The organism is Candidatus Poriferisodalis sp., from assembly GCF_965208485.1.
Lineage (GTDB): Bacteria > Actinomycetota > Acidimicrobiia > Acidimicrobiales > Poriferisodalaceae > Poriferisodalis.
The window spans coordinates 2,713,221-2,727,163 of sequence record NZ_OZ242344.1 but is presented as its reverse complement, the minus strand read 5'-3'; the positions used below and the strand labels follow the sequence as shown (position 1 = coordinate 2,727,163).

General features: G+C 66.1%; 13 protein-coding genes and 1 tRNA gene. 11 read left to right on the top strand and 3 right to left on the bottom strand.

What is annotated here, in order from left to right; all coding sequences use genetic code 11:
• The first annotated feature begins 11 nt into the window (after positions 1–11).
• From dnaN to ACOGXQ_RS12690, 10 genes are all read left to right on the top strand, one after another.
• Complete coding sequence (gene dnaN, locus ACOGXQ_RS12735; protein ID WP_419944025.1) at positions 12–1,121, top strand: DNA polymerase III subunit beta; 1,110 nt, start codon at positions 12–14, stop codon at positions 1,119–1,121.
• Between the two features lie 79 nt (positions 1,122–1,200).
• Positions 1,201–2,319: a DNA replication/repair protein RecF gene (gene recF / locus ACOGXQ_RS12730; protein ID WP_419944024.1), complete on the top strand. Its 1,119-nt coding sequence runs from the start codon at positions 1,201–1,203 to the stop codon at positions 2,317–2,319.
• Positions 2,320–2,370: 51 nt separating this feature from the next.
• Positions 2,371–2,691, top strand: coding sequence for a DUF721 domain-containing protein (locus ACOGXQ_RS12725; RefSeq protein ID WP_419944023.1), 321 nt, complete (start codon positions 2,371–2,373; stop codon positions 2,689–2,691).
• Positions 2,692–2,986: 295 nt separating this feature from the next.
• Positions 2,987–4,954: a DNA gyrase/topoisomerase IV subunit B gene (locus ACOGXQ_RS12720; RefSeq protein ID WP_419944022.1), complete on the top strand. Its 1,968-nt coding sequence runs from the start codon at positions 2,987–2,989 to the stop codon at positions 4,952–4,954.
• Positions 4,955–4,982: 28 nt separating this feature from the next.
• Positions 4,983–7,577, top strand: a complete 2,595-nt coding sequence (gene gyrA / locus ACOGXQ_RS12715; protein ID WP_419944021.1) for a DNA gyrase subunit A — start codon at positions 4,983–4,985, stop codon at positions 7,575–7,577.
• Positions 7,578–7,586: 9 nt separating this feature from the next.
• Positions 7,587–8,072, top strand: a complete 486-nt coding sequence (locus ACOGXQ_RS12710; RefSeq protein ID WP_419944020.1) for a pilus assembly protein TadG-related protein — start codon at positions 7,587–7,589, stop codon at positions 8,070–8,072.
• 386 nt (positions 8,073–8,458) lie between these two features.
• Entirely contained in the window at positions 8,459–8,779 is a 321-nt protein-coding gene (locus ACOGXQ_RS12705; protein WP_419944019.1) for a DUF3566 domain-containing protein, read from the top strand.
• Between the two features lie 97 nt (positions 8,780–8,876).
• A tRNA-Ile gene (locus tag ACOGXQ_RS12700) sits at positions 8,877–8,950 on the top strand.
• Positions 8,951–8,954: 4 nt separating this feature from the next.
• Positions 8,955–9,092 carry a hypothetical protein gene (locus ACOGXQ_RS12695; protein WP_419944018.1) on the top strand — a complete coding sequence of 46 codons (138 nt, stop codon included), beginning with the start codon at positions 8,955–8,957 and terminating at the stop codon, positions 9,090–9,092.
• A 32-nt stretch (positions 9,093–9,124) separates the two neighbouring features.
• Positions 9,125–10,111: a saccharopine dehydrogenase NADP-binding domain-containing protein gene (locus ACOGXQ_RS12690; RefSeq protein WP_419944017.1), complete on the top strand. Its 987-nt coding sequence runs from the start codon at positions 9,125–9,127 to the stop codon at positions 10,109–10,111.
• Between the two features lie 137 nt (positions 10,112–10,248).
• Here the strand turns inward: ACOGXQ_RS12690 and ACOGXQ_RS12685 are convergent, their stop codons facing one another.
• Positions 10,249–10,986, bottom strand: a complete 738-nt coding sequence (locus ACOGXQ_RS12685) for a maleylpyruvate isomerase family mycothiol-dependent enzyme (RefSeq protein ID WP_419944016.1) — start codon at positions 10,984–10,986, stop codon at positions 10,249–10,251.
• Between the two features lie 51 nt (positions 10,987–11,037).
• Here ACOGXQ_RS12685 and lgt point away from each other — a divergent pair, with 51 nt between their 5' ends.
• Positions 11,038–12,060 (top strand): prolipoprotein diacylglyceryl transferase, encoded by a 1,023-nt coding sequence (gene lgt, locus ACOGXQ_RS12680; protein WP_419944015.1) that lies wholly within the window; start codon positions 11,038–11,040, stop codon positions 12,058–12,060.
• 18 nt (positions 12,061–12,078) lie between these two features.
• Here the strand turns inward: lgt and ACOGXQ_RS12675 are convergent, their stop codons facing one another.
• Together ACOGXQ_RS12675 and ACOGXQ_RS12670 are read right to left on the bottom strand one after the other, a co-directional pair.
• On the bottom strand, positions 12,079–12,975 hold the full coding sequence (locus ACOGXQ_RS12675) for a TIGR03564 family F420-dependent LLM class oxidoreductase (RefSeq protein WP_419944014.1): 897 nt from the start codon (positions 12,973–12,975) through the stop codon (positions 12,079–12,081).
• A 51-nt stretch (positions 12,976–13,026) separates the two neighbouring features.
• A complete protein-coding gene (locus tag ACOGXQ_RS12670; protein ID WP_419944013.1) occupies positions 13,027–13,929 on the bottom strand; it encodes an LLM class flavin-dependent oxidoreductase in 903 nt (300 codons plus the stop codon).
• Positions 13,930–13,943 lie beyond the last annotated feature (14 nt).

Genomic DNA, 13,943 nt, shown 5'->3' with positions numbered 1-13,943 from the left:
GAGAACCACCCGTGAAATTGCGCATTGAACGAAGCACACTGGTTGACCAGCTGACCTTGGCCAGTCGGGGAGTGAATCTGCGCGGAGGTGGCCTGTTCGTGCTCACCGGTCTGCACCTGCGAGCAGACGGCGATGGCCTGACGGCGACCGGGACAGACTTGGATCTGACTGTGCGCACCCGTCTGAGCACACCGGTGGAAGCCGAAGGCGAGACGGTAGTGCCTGCCCGCTTGCTGACCGACATCGTTCGCGCCTTGCCGAGCGGCGAGGTGACCTTGGAACTCACCGATGATGATGTGCAGATCAGCAGCGCGCGAGCTCAGTTCTCGATCAGGACCTTGCCGACTGCCGACTTTCCGGTGCTTCCCCAGCCGGCGGGCGACAGCGTGACCGTTCCGGCCGGCGATCTGGCGGAGGCCTTCCGTCAGGTTGTCAGGGCCGCCAGCTCGGACGACGCCCGGCCGATTCTCACCGGAGTGCTCATGACAGCACGCGGGGACGGCCTGCGTCTTGTGGCAACCGATTCTTATCGCTTGGCACTGCGGGATCTTCCTGAGGCCCAAGTCTTGGGACCTGGGCAGCAGGTGCTGGTGCCATCACGTGCGCTGGAAGAATTAGGGCGAATTCTCAATGCAGACAGAGACGTCACCATGCGTCTGGGTGAACGCGAAGTCACCTTTGAAGTCGGCGACGAGCACCGGTTCACGCAGATCATCTGCCGGCTCATCGCTGGAGACTTCCCCAGCTACCAGCCGCTCATTCCGGAATCGTACGACAACCGTCTCGTAATAGATCGGGCAGCGCTGCTCGACGGCGCTCGTCGGCTTCGGTTGCTCGCACGGGACACGAACGCACCGCTGCGCATGGATCTGCGCGAGGACGGCATCGAACTCACCGTCATCAGTCAGGACGTCGGCAGTGCAAGCGAGGAAGTGGATGCGACGTACTCCGGCGAGTCGACCACCGTCGCTTTCAACCCTGACTATTTGATCGAGGGCTTGGAAGCAGTCGGGGGCAACACTATCGAACTGGTACGGCTTGATGCACTCAAGCCGGCTGTGTTGCAGGCCCCGGGTCAAGGCGAATTCCTGTACTTGCTGATGCCCGTACGGGTGTCCTGAACGACGATCTCGTTCATGGGCTGCTGGCGGCACCGCGGCGACTCGTGTCAACAGAGCTGATCGTGTCCAGCGGGTAGCCATGATTCTCGCTTGGCTGAGTATCGAGGACTTCCGGAATCATCGATCCACCGTGGTGTCCTTCGATCGTGGCCGGACACTCGTTGTGGGACCCAACGGTCACGGCAAGACCAATCTGCTTGAAGCGGTCGCGATGCTGACAGGCGCGGGTTCGTTCCGAGGCGCAAATGCCGAAACGCTCGTACGAGCAGGTTCGCAGCGGGCTTACACGCGTGCGGAGGTCCGGCGGAGGGGGCGCCCCAGTCTGGTGGAGATGGAAATCGCGGTCGGTGGTCGATCCCGGGCACAGGTCAACGGCCGACGGGTTCGGACGCTGCGAGATCTTGCGGACATCGTCACTGCGGTGGTGTTCTGCCCGGGGGATCTGACCATTACGGCGGGCGGTCCGTCAATGCGACGGGCGCTGGCCGATGAAGTGCTCGCCAGCACTGACCGCGAGTTCCGGGCGGTGCGCGCAGATCTTGAGCGAATCCTGCGCCAGCGGAACAACCTGCTCAAGCAAGTCGGCCGGCGTCCCGACGGTGATGCCCTGAACACGCTGGACGTCTGGGATGACCAGTTCGCGGCGACAGGAGAGATCGTGGCCCGACAACGGGCAGCGCTCGCTGGCGCGTTGGCCCCTGCGGCCCAAGAGACCTACCGCCGCTTGGCGGGAACCGACGCACGGCTTGAACTGTCCTACGTGACCTCTTGGGCCGGTGACTCGTTGGCGGCAGCGTTGGAATGCTCACGCTCGGGTGACCTGCGACGTGGCACGACGTCGGTCGGCCCTCATCGAGACGAGTTGGAGATCGCTCTCGACGGGCTTCCGGCGCGGACGCACTCCTCGCAGGGCGAGCAACGCAGCATTGCACTGTCACTGCGCTTGGCGCAGCATCGTTACGTCGCTGACTGTCTTGGCACTGCCCCCATTGTGTTGCTCGACGATATGTTCTCCGAACTGGACGAGGATCGCGCGCGGCGTCTGGTCGACTGCTTGCCAGACGCGCAGACGGTCCTGACGTCGGCCACTGGCCATGTGCCTGACGGGATTGACTTCGGCAGCCGCGTCGAGATCCGCGACGGCACCGCGGTGTCGGGCGCGGTCCGCGACGGTGCAGGTGCTGACGGCAGGGCGTGACGAGATCGTGCGCAAGCGCTGCAGGACGGGGTGCGAGACCGTGTGGATGACATGAAACGCCGACGGAATGGAGCAGTCGGCCGCGAACCCCGCTCGATCAGCGAATCACTTAAATCCGTTACTGCCGGTTTCGGCTCGCGAGGCCGAGCAATCGACCTGAGCGACCGCTGGTTCGATGCCGTCGGCGAGACGATCGCGGCTCACGCGCGACCTGAACGGCTCGAATCCGGTCGGCTGACGGTGGTTGTCGACGACCCCGCGTGGGCCACAGAATTGCGCTACCACGCGGCCCGAATTCTGGAAGCGCTCAATGCAAATCCGAGCGCTGTGGCGATCTCGGAGCTGCATCTCCGAGTGCAGCCGGGCGTGTGACTCAAAAAGCCGTTTAACCTGCGTTTTGGCAGCCTTCCAGTGGTCGCCTCTGCACTGAGAACGGCTCCCTTTCCGTTAGGCTTGCAGGCTAGGAATGGCGTGGCCGAGCAACATGCGGCCGAGCAACGCGGATGAGTTCAGCCGAGCTTGGCCTCAAGCAGCGCGCCGAGTGCCGTTCCTCATTGCGGCCCCTAGGGCCGAACGCAGACGCACAGCCTTGGAGACTCATCAGTTCCATGCCGCTCCGCAGCCCCGAAGCCCCAGCGTGATCAACGCCACCGCAGCGCCCAGCACCATGGCGTCTCTGGACGGCACGGCAGCTCCTGACAGCCCAGCAGTGGGCGACTACAACGCGGACGCCATCACCGTGCTCGAAGGCCTCGAACCCGTCCGCGAGCGCCCTGGGATGTTCATCGGTTCCACCGGCCCGGGTGGCCTGCATCATCTCGTCTACGAGGTGGTCGACAACGCCGTCGACGAGGCCATGGCGGGCTACTGCACGTCCATTGAGGTCACCTTGCAGCCCGACGGGTCGTGCCGGGTGACCGACGACGGTCGTGGCATTCCGGTCGAAGCTCATCCGCAGTACCCCGACAAGTCAGCCGCCGAGGTGGTGCTCACCGTGCTGCATGCCGGGGGCAAGTTCGGCGGCGCCGGGTACAAGGTGTCGGGAGGCCTCCATGGCGTCGGCGTGTCGGTCGTGAACGCGCTGTCGTCCGAGCTGGAGGCCGTTATCGATCGCGATGGGAGACGCTGGCGCCTTGAGTTCCGTGACGGCGGCGAGCTGGTCGGTGAACTCTCCGACACCGGTCCGTCACCGGGGGGCATCACCGGCACCACTATCACGTTCCGTCCCGATCCCACGGTCTTTGACCACCCCGAATTCCGGGCGCAGACGCTCACGGAGCGTCTGCAGATGATGGCGTTCCTCAACGCCGGACTGCGCATCGGCTTCATCGACGAGCGCCGCGCTGAGCCTGTCCGTCACGACTTCTGCTATCCAGGCGGCATCCGCGACTTCGTCCGCCATCTCAACGAGACGTCCGAGACGCTGTTCGACGAGGTGGGCTTTCTCACTGCTGTCGAGGACAGCGATGAGGTGGAGATCGCCTTCCAGTGGAACACCGGCTTCAACACCGACGGCATTCACAGCTTCGCCAACGGCATCAACACGATCGAGGGCGGCATGCACGCTGAGGGGTTCCGCTCGGCGCTGACTTCAGCGGTGAACAACTACGCCAAAGACCGAAAGATGCTGCGGCCCGACGACGGCAACCTTCAGGGAGACGACATCCGCGAGGGCCTCACCGCGGTGGTGAGCGTCCGCATGGCAGCACCCCAGTTCGAAGGCCAGACCAAGGCCAAGCTCGGCAACACTGCTATGCGCAGCCTGGTGCAGAAGGCCGCCTACAGCGGACTCAGCGAATGGCTCGAAGAGCACCCGACCGAGGCCAAGCTGCTGGTCGGCAAAGCCGTCGACGCCCGCCGGGCGCGTATTGCCGCCCAGAAGGCACGCAACACAGTGCGCAAGTCGGCGCTCGGCGGCGCCGGCCTGCCCGGCAAGCTCACCGACTGCTCGTCAGGCGATCCCGCAGAGTCCGAACTGTACATCGTGGAGGGCGACTCAGCCGGCGGTTCGGCCAAAGAAGCCCGCGACCCCGCTATCATGGCGATCCTGCCGGTCCGGGGCAAGATTCTCAATGTTCAGCGCAGCCGGCCCGAGCGCATCTTTGACAACAACGAGATCAGCGCGCTGATCTCGGCGATCGGTGCCGGGGTTGACGGTGCCACCGGCGAGAACGGTTTCGAAGCCTCCAGGATCCGCTACCACAAGGTGATCCTCCTGTGCGACGCCGACGTGGACGGCAGCCACATCCGGACCTTGCTGCTGACGTTCTTCTTCCACCGGATGCGCGAGCTGCTGTCGGGTGGCCGTGTGTACATCGCTCAGCCGCCTCTGTACTCCACCAAGGTCGGCACCGAGACGGTGTATCTCAAGGACGACCGGGCCAAGACCTCGTTTCTCGAAGAGCGGCCCAGCCATCGCAACGAGTTCCAACGCCTCAAAGGCTTGGGCGAGATGGACGCCCAAGAGCTGTGGGACACCACGATGGACCCGGCACGACGAACCCTGCTGCGCGTCACGCTGGAAGAGGCGGCCACGGCAGACCGCATCTTCAGCACCCTCATGGGCGACGATGTGGACGCTCGCCGGGGATTCATCCAGAACAACGCCACCGACGTGCGTTTCCTCGACGTTTGAGTCCGATGGATCATCGGACGGGCGCCTCATGAGCGACGACGGGGACACGCACATCGGCAGGGAGACCGCTGCCGACCGGCCGGAGCGTGCAGATCACGGCGCCATCGGCAGCGCCGACTCGCTTGCAGGAGGCGTCGTCGGCGTTGTGGACGTCGAGATCCAGACCGAGATGGAGCAGTCGTTCCTTGACTACGCCATGTCGGTCATCACCTCAAGAGCACTGCCCGATGCCCGCGACGGGCTCAAGCCGGTGCATCGCAGGATTCTGTGGTCGATGTTCGACACTGGCCTGCGCCCGAACCGCCCGCACAAGAAGTGCGCCACCGTGGTGGGTGACGTCATCGCCAACTACCACCCTCACGGCGACAGCTCGATCTACGACGCGTTGGTGCGGATGGGCCAGTCGTTCAGCTTGGCCAACACGTTGATCGATCCGCACGGCAACTTCGGCTCGCCGTCTGACCCACCGGCTGCCTACCGCTACACCGAGTGCCGCCTGACGGACTTGGCCATGACCATGGCCGAGGGCATCGACGAGGAGACGGTCGACTTCGCCTCGAACTTCGACGGCTCCCGCACCGAGCCGCTGGTGATGCCGTCGCGATTCCCGAACCTGCTTGTCAACGGCAGTCAGGGCATCGCGGTGGGCATGGCCACCAACATCCCCACCCACAATCTGGGCGAGATCATCGACGCCACCGTCCATCTCATTCAGAACCCCGAGGCCACCGTCGACGACTTGATGGGGTTCGTGCGCGGACCGGACTTTCCGACCGGCGGGCGGATGCTCGGCCGCGCTGGCGCCCGTGAAGCCATGGCGACCGGCCGCGGCTCGGTGAAACTGCGGGCCCGTGCCGAGATCGTCACCAACGGCAAGCGATCGAGCATCGTGGTCAGCGAGATCCCGTACCAAGCCTCCATCGAGAACATCGAGCGCAAGATTGCCGATGCGGTGAACCGCAAGGTCATCGAGGGCATCACCGAGTTGCGCAACGAATCTGCCAAGGGAAAGACCCGGTTCGTGATCGAGCTGCGCCCCTCGGCGCCGGCGAACGTGGTGCTCAACAACCTGTGGAAGCACACGCCGTTGCAGTCCAGCTTCGCCGTGAACATGGTGGCGCTGGTCGACGGGGTGCCGCGTACGCTCAATCTCAGAGACGCCTTGGCTGCGTATGTCGATCATCAGATCGAGGTGGTCACGCGACGCAGCCAGCACCGCCTGGACGAGGCCCGTGCCCGTGCCCACATCGTGGAAGGCCTGCTGCGTGCGCTGGACCTGATCGACGAGATCATCGCCCTGATCCGCGCCAGCGACGATCGGGCGGCGGCGCTAGAGGGCTTGTGCGCCGAGCCCATGTCGTTCAGCGCCGAGCAGGCCAATCACATTCTGGACATGCAGCTCAGCCGCCTGACCCGGCTGGGCCGCACCCGCCTGATCGACGAGCTGGCTGAGCTGAGGGGGGCGATTGCCGAGCTGGAGGCCATCTTGGGCTCGGATGCGCGGCTGCGCCGGGTGATCGTCGGCGAGCTGAGCGCGCTGCGCGACGAGCACCAGACACCGCGGCGCACCGAGATCGTCACCGACCCCGGCGAGATGGACGCCGAGGATCTCATCGAGGACGAGCCGCTGGTGGTGACGCTCACCCGCGAGGGCTACGTGAAGGCCACCTCGCCCGATGTGTTCCGCACCCAAGGGCGTGGCGGCCGCGGTGTGCAGGGTGCCCGGCTGAAGGACGACGATGTGGTGGTCCGCGTGCTGCTGACCACGGCGCACGCTTGGCTGCTGTGCTTCACCAACCGTGGCCGGGTGCACCGGCTGAAGGCCTACGAGGTGCCGCTCACCAGTCGCACCGCCCGGGGCACTGCGTTCGTGAACCTGCTCCAACTCGGTGCCGATGAGCGCGTCGAGGCCGTGGTGGAGGCACGGGAATTCCCGGCGGATCGGTACCTGATGTTCGTGACGCGCAATGGACTCGCCAAGAAGACGCCGCTGAGCGCGTACGAGAACATCCGCTCGAACGGCCTGATTGCGTTGAGCCTGCGAGACGGAGACGAACTGGTTCGGGTACTGGAGACCTCAGGCGAGGACGACGTGCTCATCGTGTCGCGTGCTGGTCAGGCCATTCGGTTTGCGGAAACTCCGGATGTGCGTTCGATGGGCCGTAACGCAGCAGGCGTGCGCGCGATGCGATTGCGCGACGGGGATACGGTGGCTGCTGCTGATGTCTTGTCAGCGGACGACAGTCGCAGTCTGCTGCTGGTGACTAGCTCCGGTGCTGCAAAGCGGACGGAAGCTGATCGGTTTCCGCGTAAGGGCCGTGGTGGCCTAGGCGTCATCGCTGTCAAGCTGCCGGAGGCAGATGCTCAGGTGGTCGGCGCTCGGTTGGTGGAGGCCGAAGACGAAGTGATGCTGGTCTCATCGGGTGGAGTGCTGATCCGTACGCGCGTCTCCGATATCTCGCAGCAGGAACGCATGGCGACCGGGGTGCGGGCGATGGCGCTCGACGATGACGAGGCGGTCGTAGCCATCGCGCTGGTGGAGCTGCCGGACATCCCAGAGAACGACCATCCCGTCGGCGAGTCCCGCGAAAATGCTGTGGGCGAGGTGACCTCGGCGACATAGCGTCGGTCGATGGCCACGACGAGACCGAGTCCCGGCTTCCGGAGAGGCCGAGGCTCTGTCGAGTTTCTGTGGGGCCACTGGCAGGCGCCAGGACATCTGGACTTGTCAGCCTGCGTCAAGGGTTCGAGTCTCTCTGGCTCCACGCGCGCACGGCATCACGGCGGGCAGGCAGCGTTGCCAGTGGCGTTGCTGGCCCTCGCGCTGCTCCTCAGCGTCGGCTTGGTGGCTCGCTGGGGTCAGGCGGCACTGGCGAGTTCACGGGCCCAAGCGGCTGCCGATGCGGCGGCGCTGGCAACCCTGGCTACCGCTGACATCGAGGCGATCATGGGTGGTGTCGTCCCTGGTGCTGCTGTCGCCTTGGGTGTCGTCCGCGATGCCGACGGCGTGCTGGAGGGGTTCGAAGTGCGTATCGACGGCCGAATGGCACACGTCGAGGTCGTTGTGGAGATCGACGGCCAGCGCGCGGCGGCGGCGGCAGAGATGCCCATCGGCTGACTTCTACACTGCGAAGCGTGGTCTCTGGGACTTCTGGTGGGGGGCCGCCGCTGCCGATGCCCAGCGGGCCGACCCCCACCGATGAGCTGTTCGCTGAAGCGTTGGGCATCACCCCAGCCGGCCGCGCGCGTCGCCGCCGGAGGGTTCGTCCGTCTGCTGCATCGGCAGGTCCCGCCGCACCGCGCTCGATCCGCCCCGCCCCCGCTGCGCCAGTGCCGCAGCCGACATCGTCCCCGGGCGCAGTACCGCAGGTGCCGATGGCTGGAGGTTTTCCTGCGTTGCCTCAGCCAGAAGAGCCACAGCCGGTCCGGCGGACCTGGCTCAGCCAGCGCCGAGCCCGAGTTCGCCGAACACACCGCATCCTGCGCCACATCGATCCTTGGTCGGTGTTCAAGATCTCGGTGCTGCTGTACGCCTGCCTCTACACAGCAGTCCTGATTGCGGGTGTATTGCTGTGGAACGCTGCACAGCGGTCGGGTCTCGTCGAGAAGCTGGAATCCTTCATCACCGAGGTGGGTTCGTATGAGAGTTGGAAGATCGATGGCATGGTGATCTACCAGCGGGCCCGGATCGTCGGTCTGGTGCTCGCTACGGTTGGGGTTGCCTTCAACGTGGTGATGGCGATCATGTTCAACCTGATCAGCGATCTCACCGGTGGTGTGCGGGTCACAGTGCTCGAGGATGAGCGCCGCCCGCCTGCTCGCTAGACGCCGAAGCCCCGGGTCCGAAGCGTCCCCCAAGACAACGGCTCGTCGATCACGCGTGGCTCGCTTCGTCGTCGACCGGTAACGTGAGCGGCCCCGCGGGGCTATAGCTCAGTCGGTTAGAGCGCACCCCTGATAAGGGTGAGGTCGTTGGTTCGATTCCAGCTAGCCCCACATGATGAACCTGCTGCGGCGTGCGCTTCTTGCCAGTGTGGTGGGCGGGCTGATCACCGTCGTCCTGCGGCTGCGCTCGCCCCAGGAAACTCCCCGTCGTGAAGGCAGCTGGCGGGAGCTGGCCGGTCCTGACCTGCGGTGATCAGGCAGTCGCCCGATGAGCCCGACACACCGATGAGCACAGCGGCCGTCATCGGCGCTGGTGCCGTGGGTCAGCGCATCGCCCGCCAGTTGGCCTCCCGTCACGATGTGGATCGCTTGGTGCTGGGTTCGCGTCACACTGCACGGCTGCGCGGACTCGCCGCGCAACTGCTGGATGTGGATGTAGAGGTTGTGGAGCCGGGCGCGCTGCCCGACGCTGATGTTGTGGTGCTGAGCCTGCCGAGCGGGGGTCACGCGGCACTGGCCGACAAGGCGCTGCGCGCCGGGGCTCATGTCGTGTCGCTCTCGGCTGCGATCGCGGATGTAGAAGAGTTGCTGGCGCTCGACAAGCGTGCCCTCAGCACAGACCGCTCGGTCGTGATCGGCGCTGGTTTCTCACCCGGCTACAGCTGCCTGCTGGCACGCCACGGCGCCGCGCAGTTCGACGTCGTCACCGAAGTCCACATCGCCCGGATGGGCACCGGCGGACCTGCCAACCAGCGCCAACTGCACCGTGCCCGGACCGGCATTTCGATCGACTGGCGCGACGGGGAATGGCGTCGGCGCCGCGGCGGTTCGGGGCGCGAGCTGGTGTGGTTTCCCGATCCGCTCGGTGCTCATGACTGCTACCGGGCTGCATTGCCGGATGCGCTGCTGCTGGTGCCGGCATTCAGCGACGTCGAGCGTGTCACGGCTCGTGTGGCCGGCACGCGCCGAGACCGCCTGACGGCGATGCTGCCGATGCTGCGGCCGCCTCATCCTGAAGGCGGACCCGGGGGAGTGCGGGTCGAGCTGCGGGGGCTGCGCGACGGTCGGCACTGCACCGATGTGCTGGGTGTGATCGATCATCCCAGTGCGGCGGCGGCGGCGGTGGCTGCGACCGCTGCCGGGTGGGCCTTGGCCGATGAGCTGCCCTCGGGCGCGTGGGGCTTGGGGATGCTTGACGAGCCGCTGCCGTGGCTCGCCGGGTTGGCGGAGCGGGGTGTACGGGCTGCCGTCTACGAAGGAGCGCGCCTGTAGCGCTGCTGATCTTGGCGGCTGCTCAGAGGCAAAGCCGAGGCCCGAGCGGCCTGTGAGCCTGCATCCAATCCAGATTGGGGACAGAGCGAGAAACAACGGGTGCGACAAGCAGAAAGCTCATCTCGGGGCACTGCTGTTCAGAAGCGCACGAGGCGCTGCCAATCCTCCAACAGGGCGGTGTCACCGAAGGTTTCGAGCTGCTCGGGGCCGACTCGACCCCACACGAACAGCAGCAGGTCTTGTGCGAGTCCTCGCGCGGCGACGTCGGACTTCTCGTGGGTGTGCTCAACCGTCATGCCGTCGGGACCGCGAGTGATGACCCACTCGCCGTGAGCGTCGGTGGCGTGCAGATGGACGGTCTCGCCGTCGCCCGCGAATGCGGTCGGATTCCGAAGCCTCACGTAGACGTCGAACAGCTCGTCGATGCCGTCGACTGCCAGCTCAGGATCGATGGGCGCTGGTGTCGCGCCCAGCGCCGCCTCAGCGTCCCATCGGTGCAGGGTCGTCTCGTGTGCCATTCGCCGCCACCAGAAACTCATCGACTGGTGCTGCGGGTCCCAGGTCCATGTGCCCTCATCAGGCTGGCGGGATTCCAGCACGCCGGTCAGTGTGCTGAACGCTTCGTCGTGCCAGCGCGAGATCGGGCCGTCGGGGCGGGTGACTGCTGCGGGATCGGTGCGCTCGCCTGCGGCGATGCTGCCGGTCACGAACGTCCAGACCGTGGCGCAGTGCTCGATGAGCTCCTCGAGGTCCCAGCCGGGGCAGCTGGGAACCTGCCGGCGCAGGTCGCTGCCGGAAGCCTCGGCCTCGGCGGCGATGGCGGTCAGTCGCGCGCCCTCGGCCGCTCGCGCCTCTGCGTACCCTGTCGCAGTCATGATTCGTGATTCCTTGTTCTCGCGTTTGCGGCCGGTAGCGGCGTGACTGCGATGAGTCACCTGCTGGCGTCCATTCCGAGCCCGTCACGGAGCTACATCTCGCTCGGTCCGCTGGACATTCGAGCCTATGGCCTTGTTCTCGCGGTGGCTGTGCTGGTAGCCGTGTGGATCACCAGCCGCCGGTGGCGTCGCGCCATCGCAGACCGCGACGAGGCGTACCGGGCCAACGCCAACGATCTCGTCGGGACGGTCGCGATCGGGGCGGTTGCTGCTGGGTTGATCGGCGCCCGGCTGTATCACGTGCTCACCGACTTCGATCGCTACCAGGACAATCTCGGCGATGTGGTGAAGATCTGGCAGGGCGGCCTGGGCATCTGGGGCGGCATCTCGGCCGGCGTCTTGGTGGCGGTGTGGCGGCTTCGGCGGGATGGGCACAGCGTCGGGACGATGCTTGACGCACTTGCGCCAGCGCTCCCAGTGGCTCAAGCCATCGGCCGGCTGGGGAACTGGTTCAACCAAGAGCTGTACGGGCGGCCGACCGATCTGCCGTGGGCTCTGGAGATCGACCAGGCTCACCGTGTCGCCGGCTATGGCCTCGAAGAGACATTTCATCCGACGTTCGCATACGAGGCGCTGTGGAATCTGGCCCTGGCGGCAACGCTGGTGCGGGTGATCCCCAAGGTGCTGCCGCGCCTGCGCGCCGGCTACCTGTTCGCGATGTATGTGCTGGGCTACACCGCCGGGCGCCTCTGGATCGAGCTGCTGCGCATCGACACCGTCAACGAGCTGGGGGGCCTGCGGTTCAACGTGTGGACCAGCATGGTCGTGGGTTTCGCGGCGCTCGTGGCGGTGCTGGTGGGTCTGCGCCGCGGACCCGTCGCAGATGCCGGTGCTGGTGACACCCCGTCAGACCCAGAGGCTGAGCCGGCAGGCGAAGCCGTGGCCCGAGCGGCCTGTGAGCCGGTATCCAATCGAGATTGGGAACAAGAGCGGGAGGCAAGGGGTGCGACAACGAACGTGCCTGCCGACCCGAGCGGCTCCTCAGCAGAGCTGACGGACCCGCACGCCGAATAGGCGGTCGAGAGCGCGTGCTCAGCCGAGCAGGCTGATGAGCGTCTCGCGGGTGGCTGCCTGCTCGTCGAGGGTGCCGAAGGCGGAGCCGGCGAACGACGTCACACCGCATTCGGCGAGCCCGTTGATGCGGTCGCTGACTTCGGCGGCGTTGCCGATGATGGCGATGTCCTCGGGGCCGCCGAGCCCCTCGCGGTCAAGCATGGCCCGGTAGCTCGGCAGCGTGCCGTACACCACCAGATCCTTGGCGGCTCGGGCGCGGGCTGTGTCGACGTCGTCGGTCACGCACACGGGAAAACCAGCCACGATCTGCGGTGCCGGTCTGCCGGCCTCTGCCGCTGCCTGGTTGATCGTAGGGGCCGTGTGATTCGCGAGAGTTGCCGGACCGGTCATCCAAGTGATGGTGCCGTCGGCTATCCGACCGGTCAGGCGCAGCAGCTGGCTGCCGAGCGCCGCAACGAACACTGGGGGCGGATCAGCCGGCGGGGGTGTGATCTCGCCCCGTCCCGTGACGGCATCGCCGCCGTGAGACACGCGACGATCCGTGAGCAGCTTGGTGAGGATGGTCAGGTAGTCGCGCATGTGCGCGATCGGCCGGTCGAACGAGTAGCCCCACATTCCCTCGACCACCGGCTTGTGCGAAGGCCCGATGCCGAGATCCAGCCGGCCGTCGATGATCGACTGGGTCGTGAGCGCCTGCTGGGCGAGCATCATCGGGTGGCGCGGGTACGTCGGAACCACCGAGGTCCCGACGCGGATGTCGGGGACATCGCGTGCGGCGACGGCGATGGTGGTCAGCGCATCGTGGCCGAAGATCTGGGGCGTCCAGTAGCGACCGAATCCCTGTGCCCGGGCGTCACGCAGGCTGGCCTCGAAGCGCTCAGGGGTGGTGTCGAATCCGAACAGCTCGATATGCATGTCTTGGAGCGTAACGGCGCCCTCGGTGGCCTGTCCGGGTGATGATGACCGTCAAGCGAACGTCTCGAACAGCTCCTCCAGCGCCTTGAGCTGCCCGCCGCTCGTGCTCGACGGCACCAGGATCGGTGTCTTGCAGCCGGTATCGAACCAGGCCTCGACGCCGTCGCGCACCTGTGACGCCGACCCGTACAGCGTTGCGTTCGACAGCCACTCGTCGGTCATCGCGCGATGCAACGCCTCGGTGTCGCCTGCAGCGATCGCCGTCTCGGCCGCCTCCATCTCGTCGATCCAGCCGGCCTGCTTCCAGTAGTTCCGGTAGTTCGGGAGCGCCACGTAGCCCGCCAGGGTCTTGCGGTTGCGGGCGGCGCCAGCGGCCCGATCGTCATCGACGACGGTCGGGATCATGTTCCCGACGAAGAAGTCATCACGGTGGGCCGCATCGCCGAGGTGTGCCACTGAGTTGCTGAAGTCGTTGCAGCTTGCATTCGCCCACACGGCGCCGGAGCTGACCTCAGCGGACAGCTCTGCCATGCGCTGGCGCAGCGTGGCGAGCACGATCGGAGGCAGTTCGCCGTGCTGCGCCGATGCGGCCTCCATCGCGGCGATGTACTCGCGGATGTCCGACAGCGGCTTGCCGGGCGTGATGCCGAGCCGTTCGTGCACGGGGCCGTGAGTGACGCCGATGCCCAGCCAGAAGCGACCGCCGGAGATCTCGTGAATGAAGGCCGCGGTCGCGGCTATGTCGACGGGGTTGCGGAAGTAGATCGGCTGCACCGAAGTGCCGAACTGGATTTCGTCGGTCACGTGAGCGATCGCTTGGCACAGCGCCACCGGATCGCCCATGGAGGGGCAGTAGATGCCGCTGAAGCCTCGTTGCTCGATCTCAGCGGCAATTTCCAGAGTGCGTTCACGGCGGCCGCGTACCGCGGCCAGCGAAATGGCAGGCATGTTCATGCGGGATTTCCTAG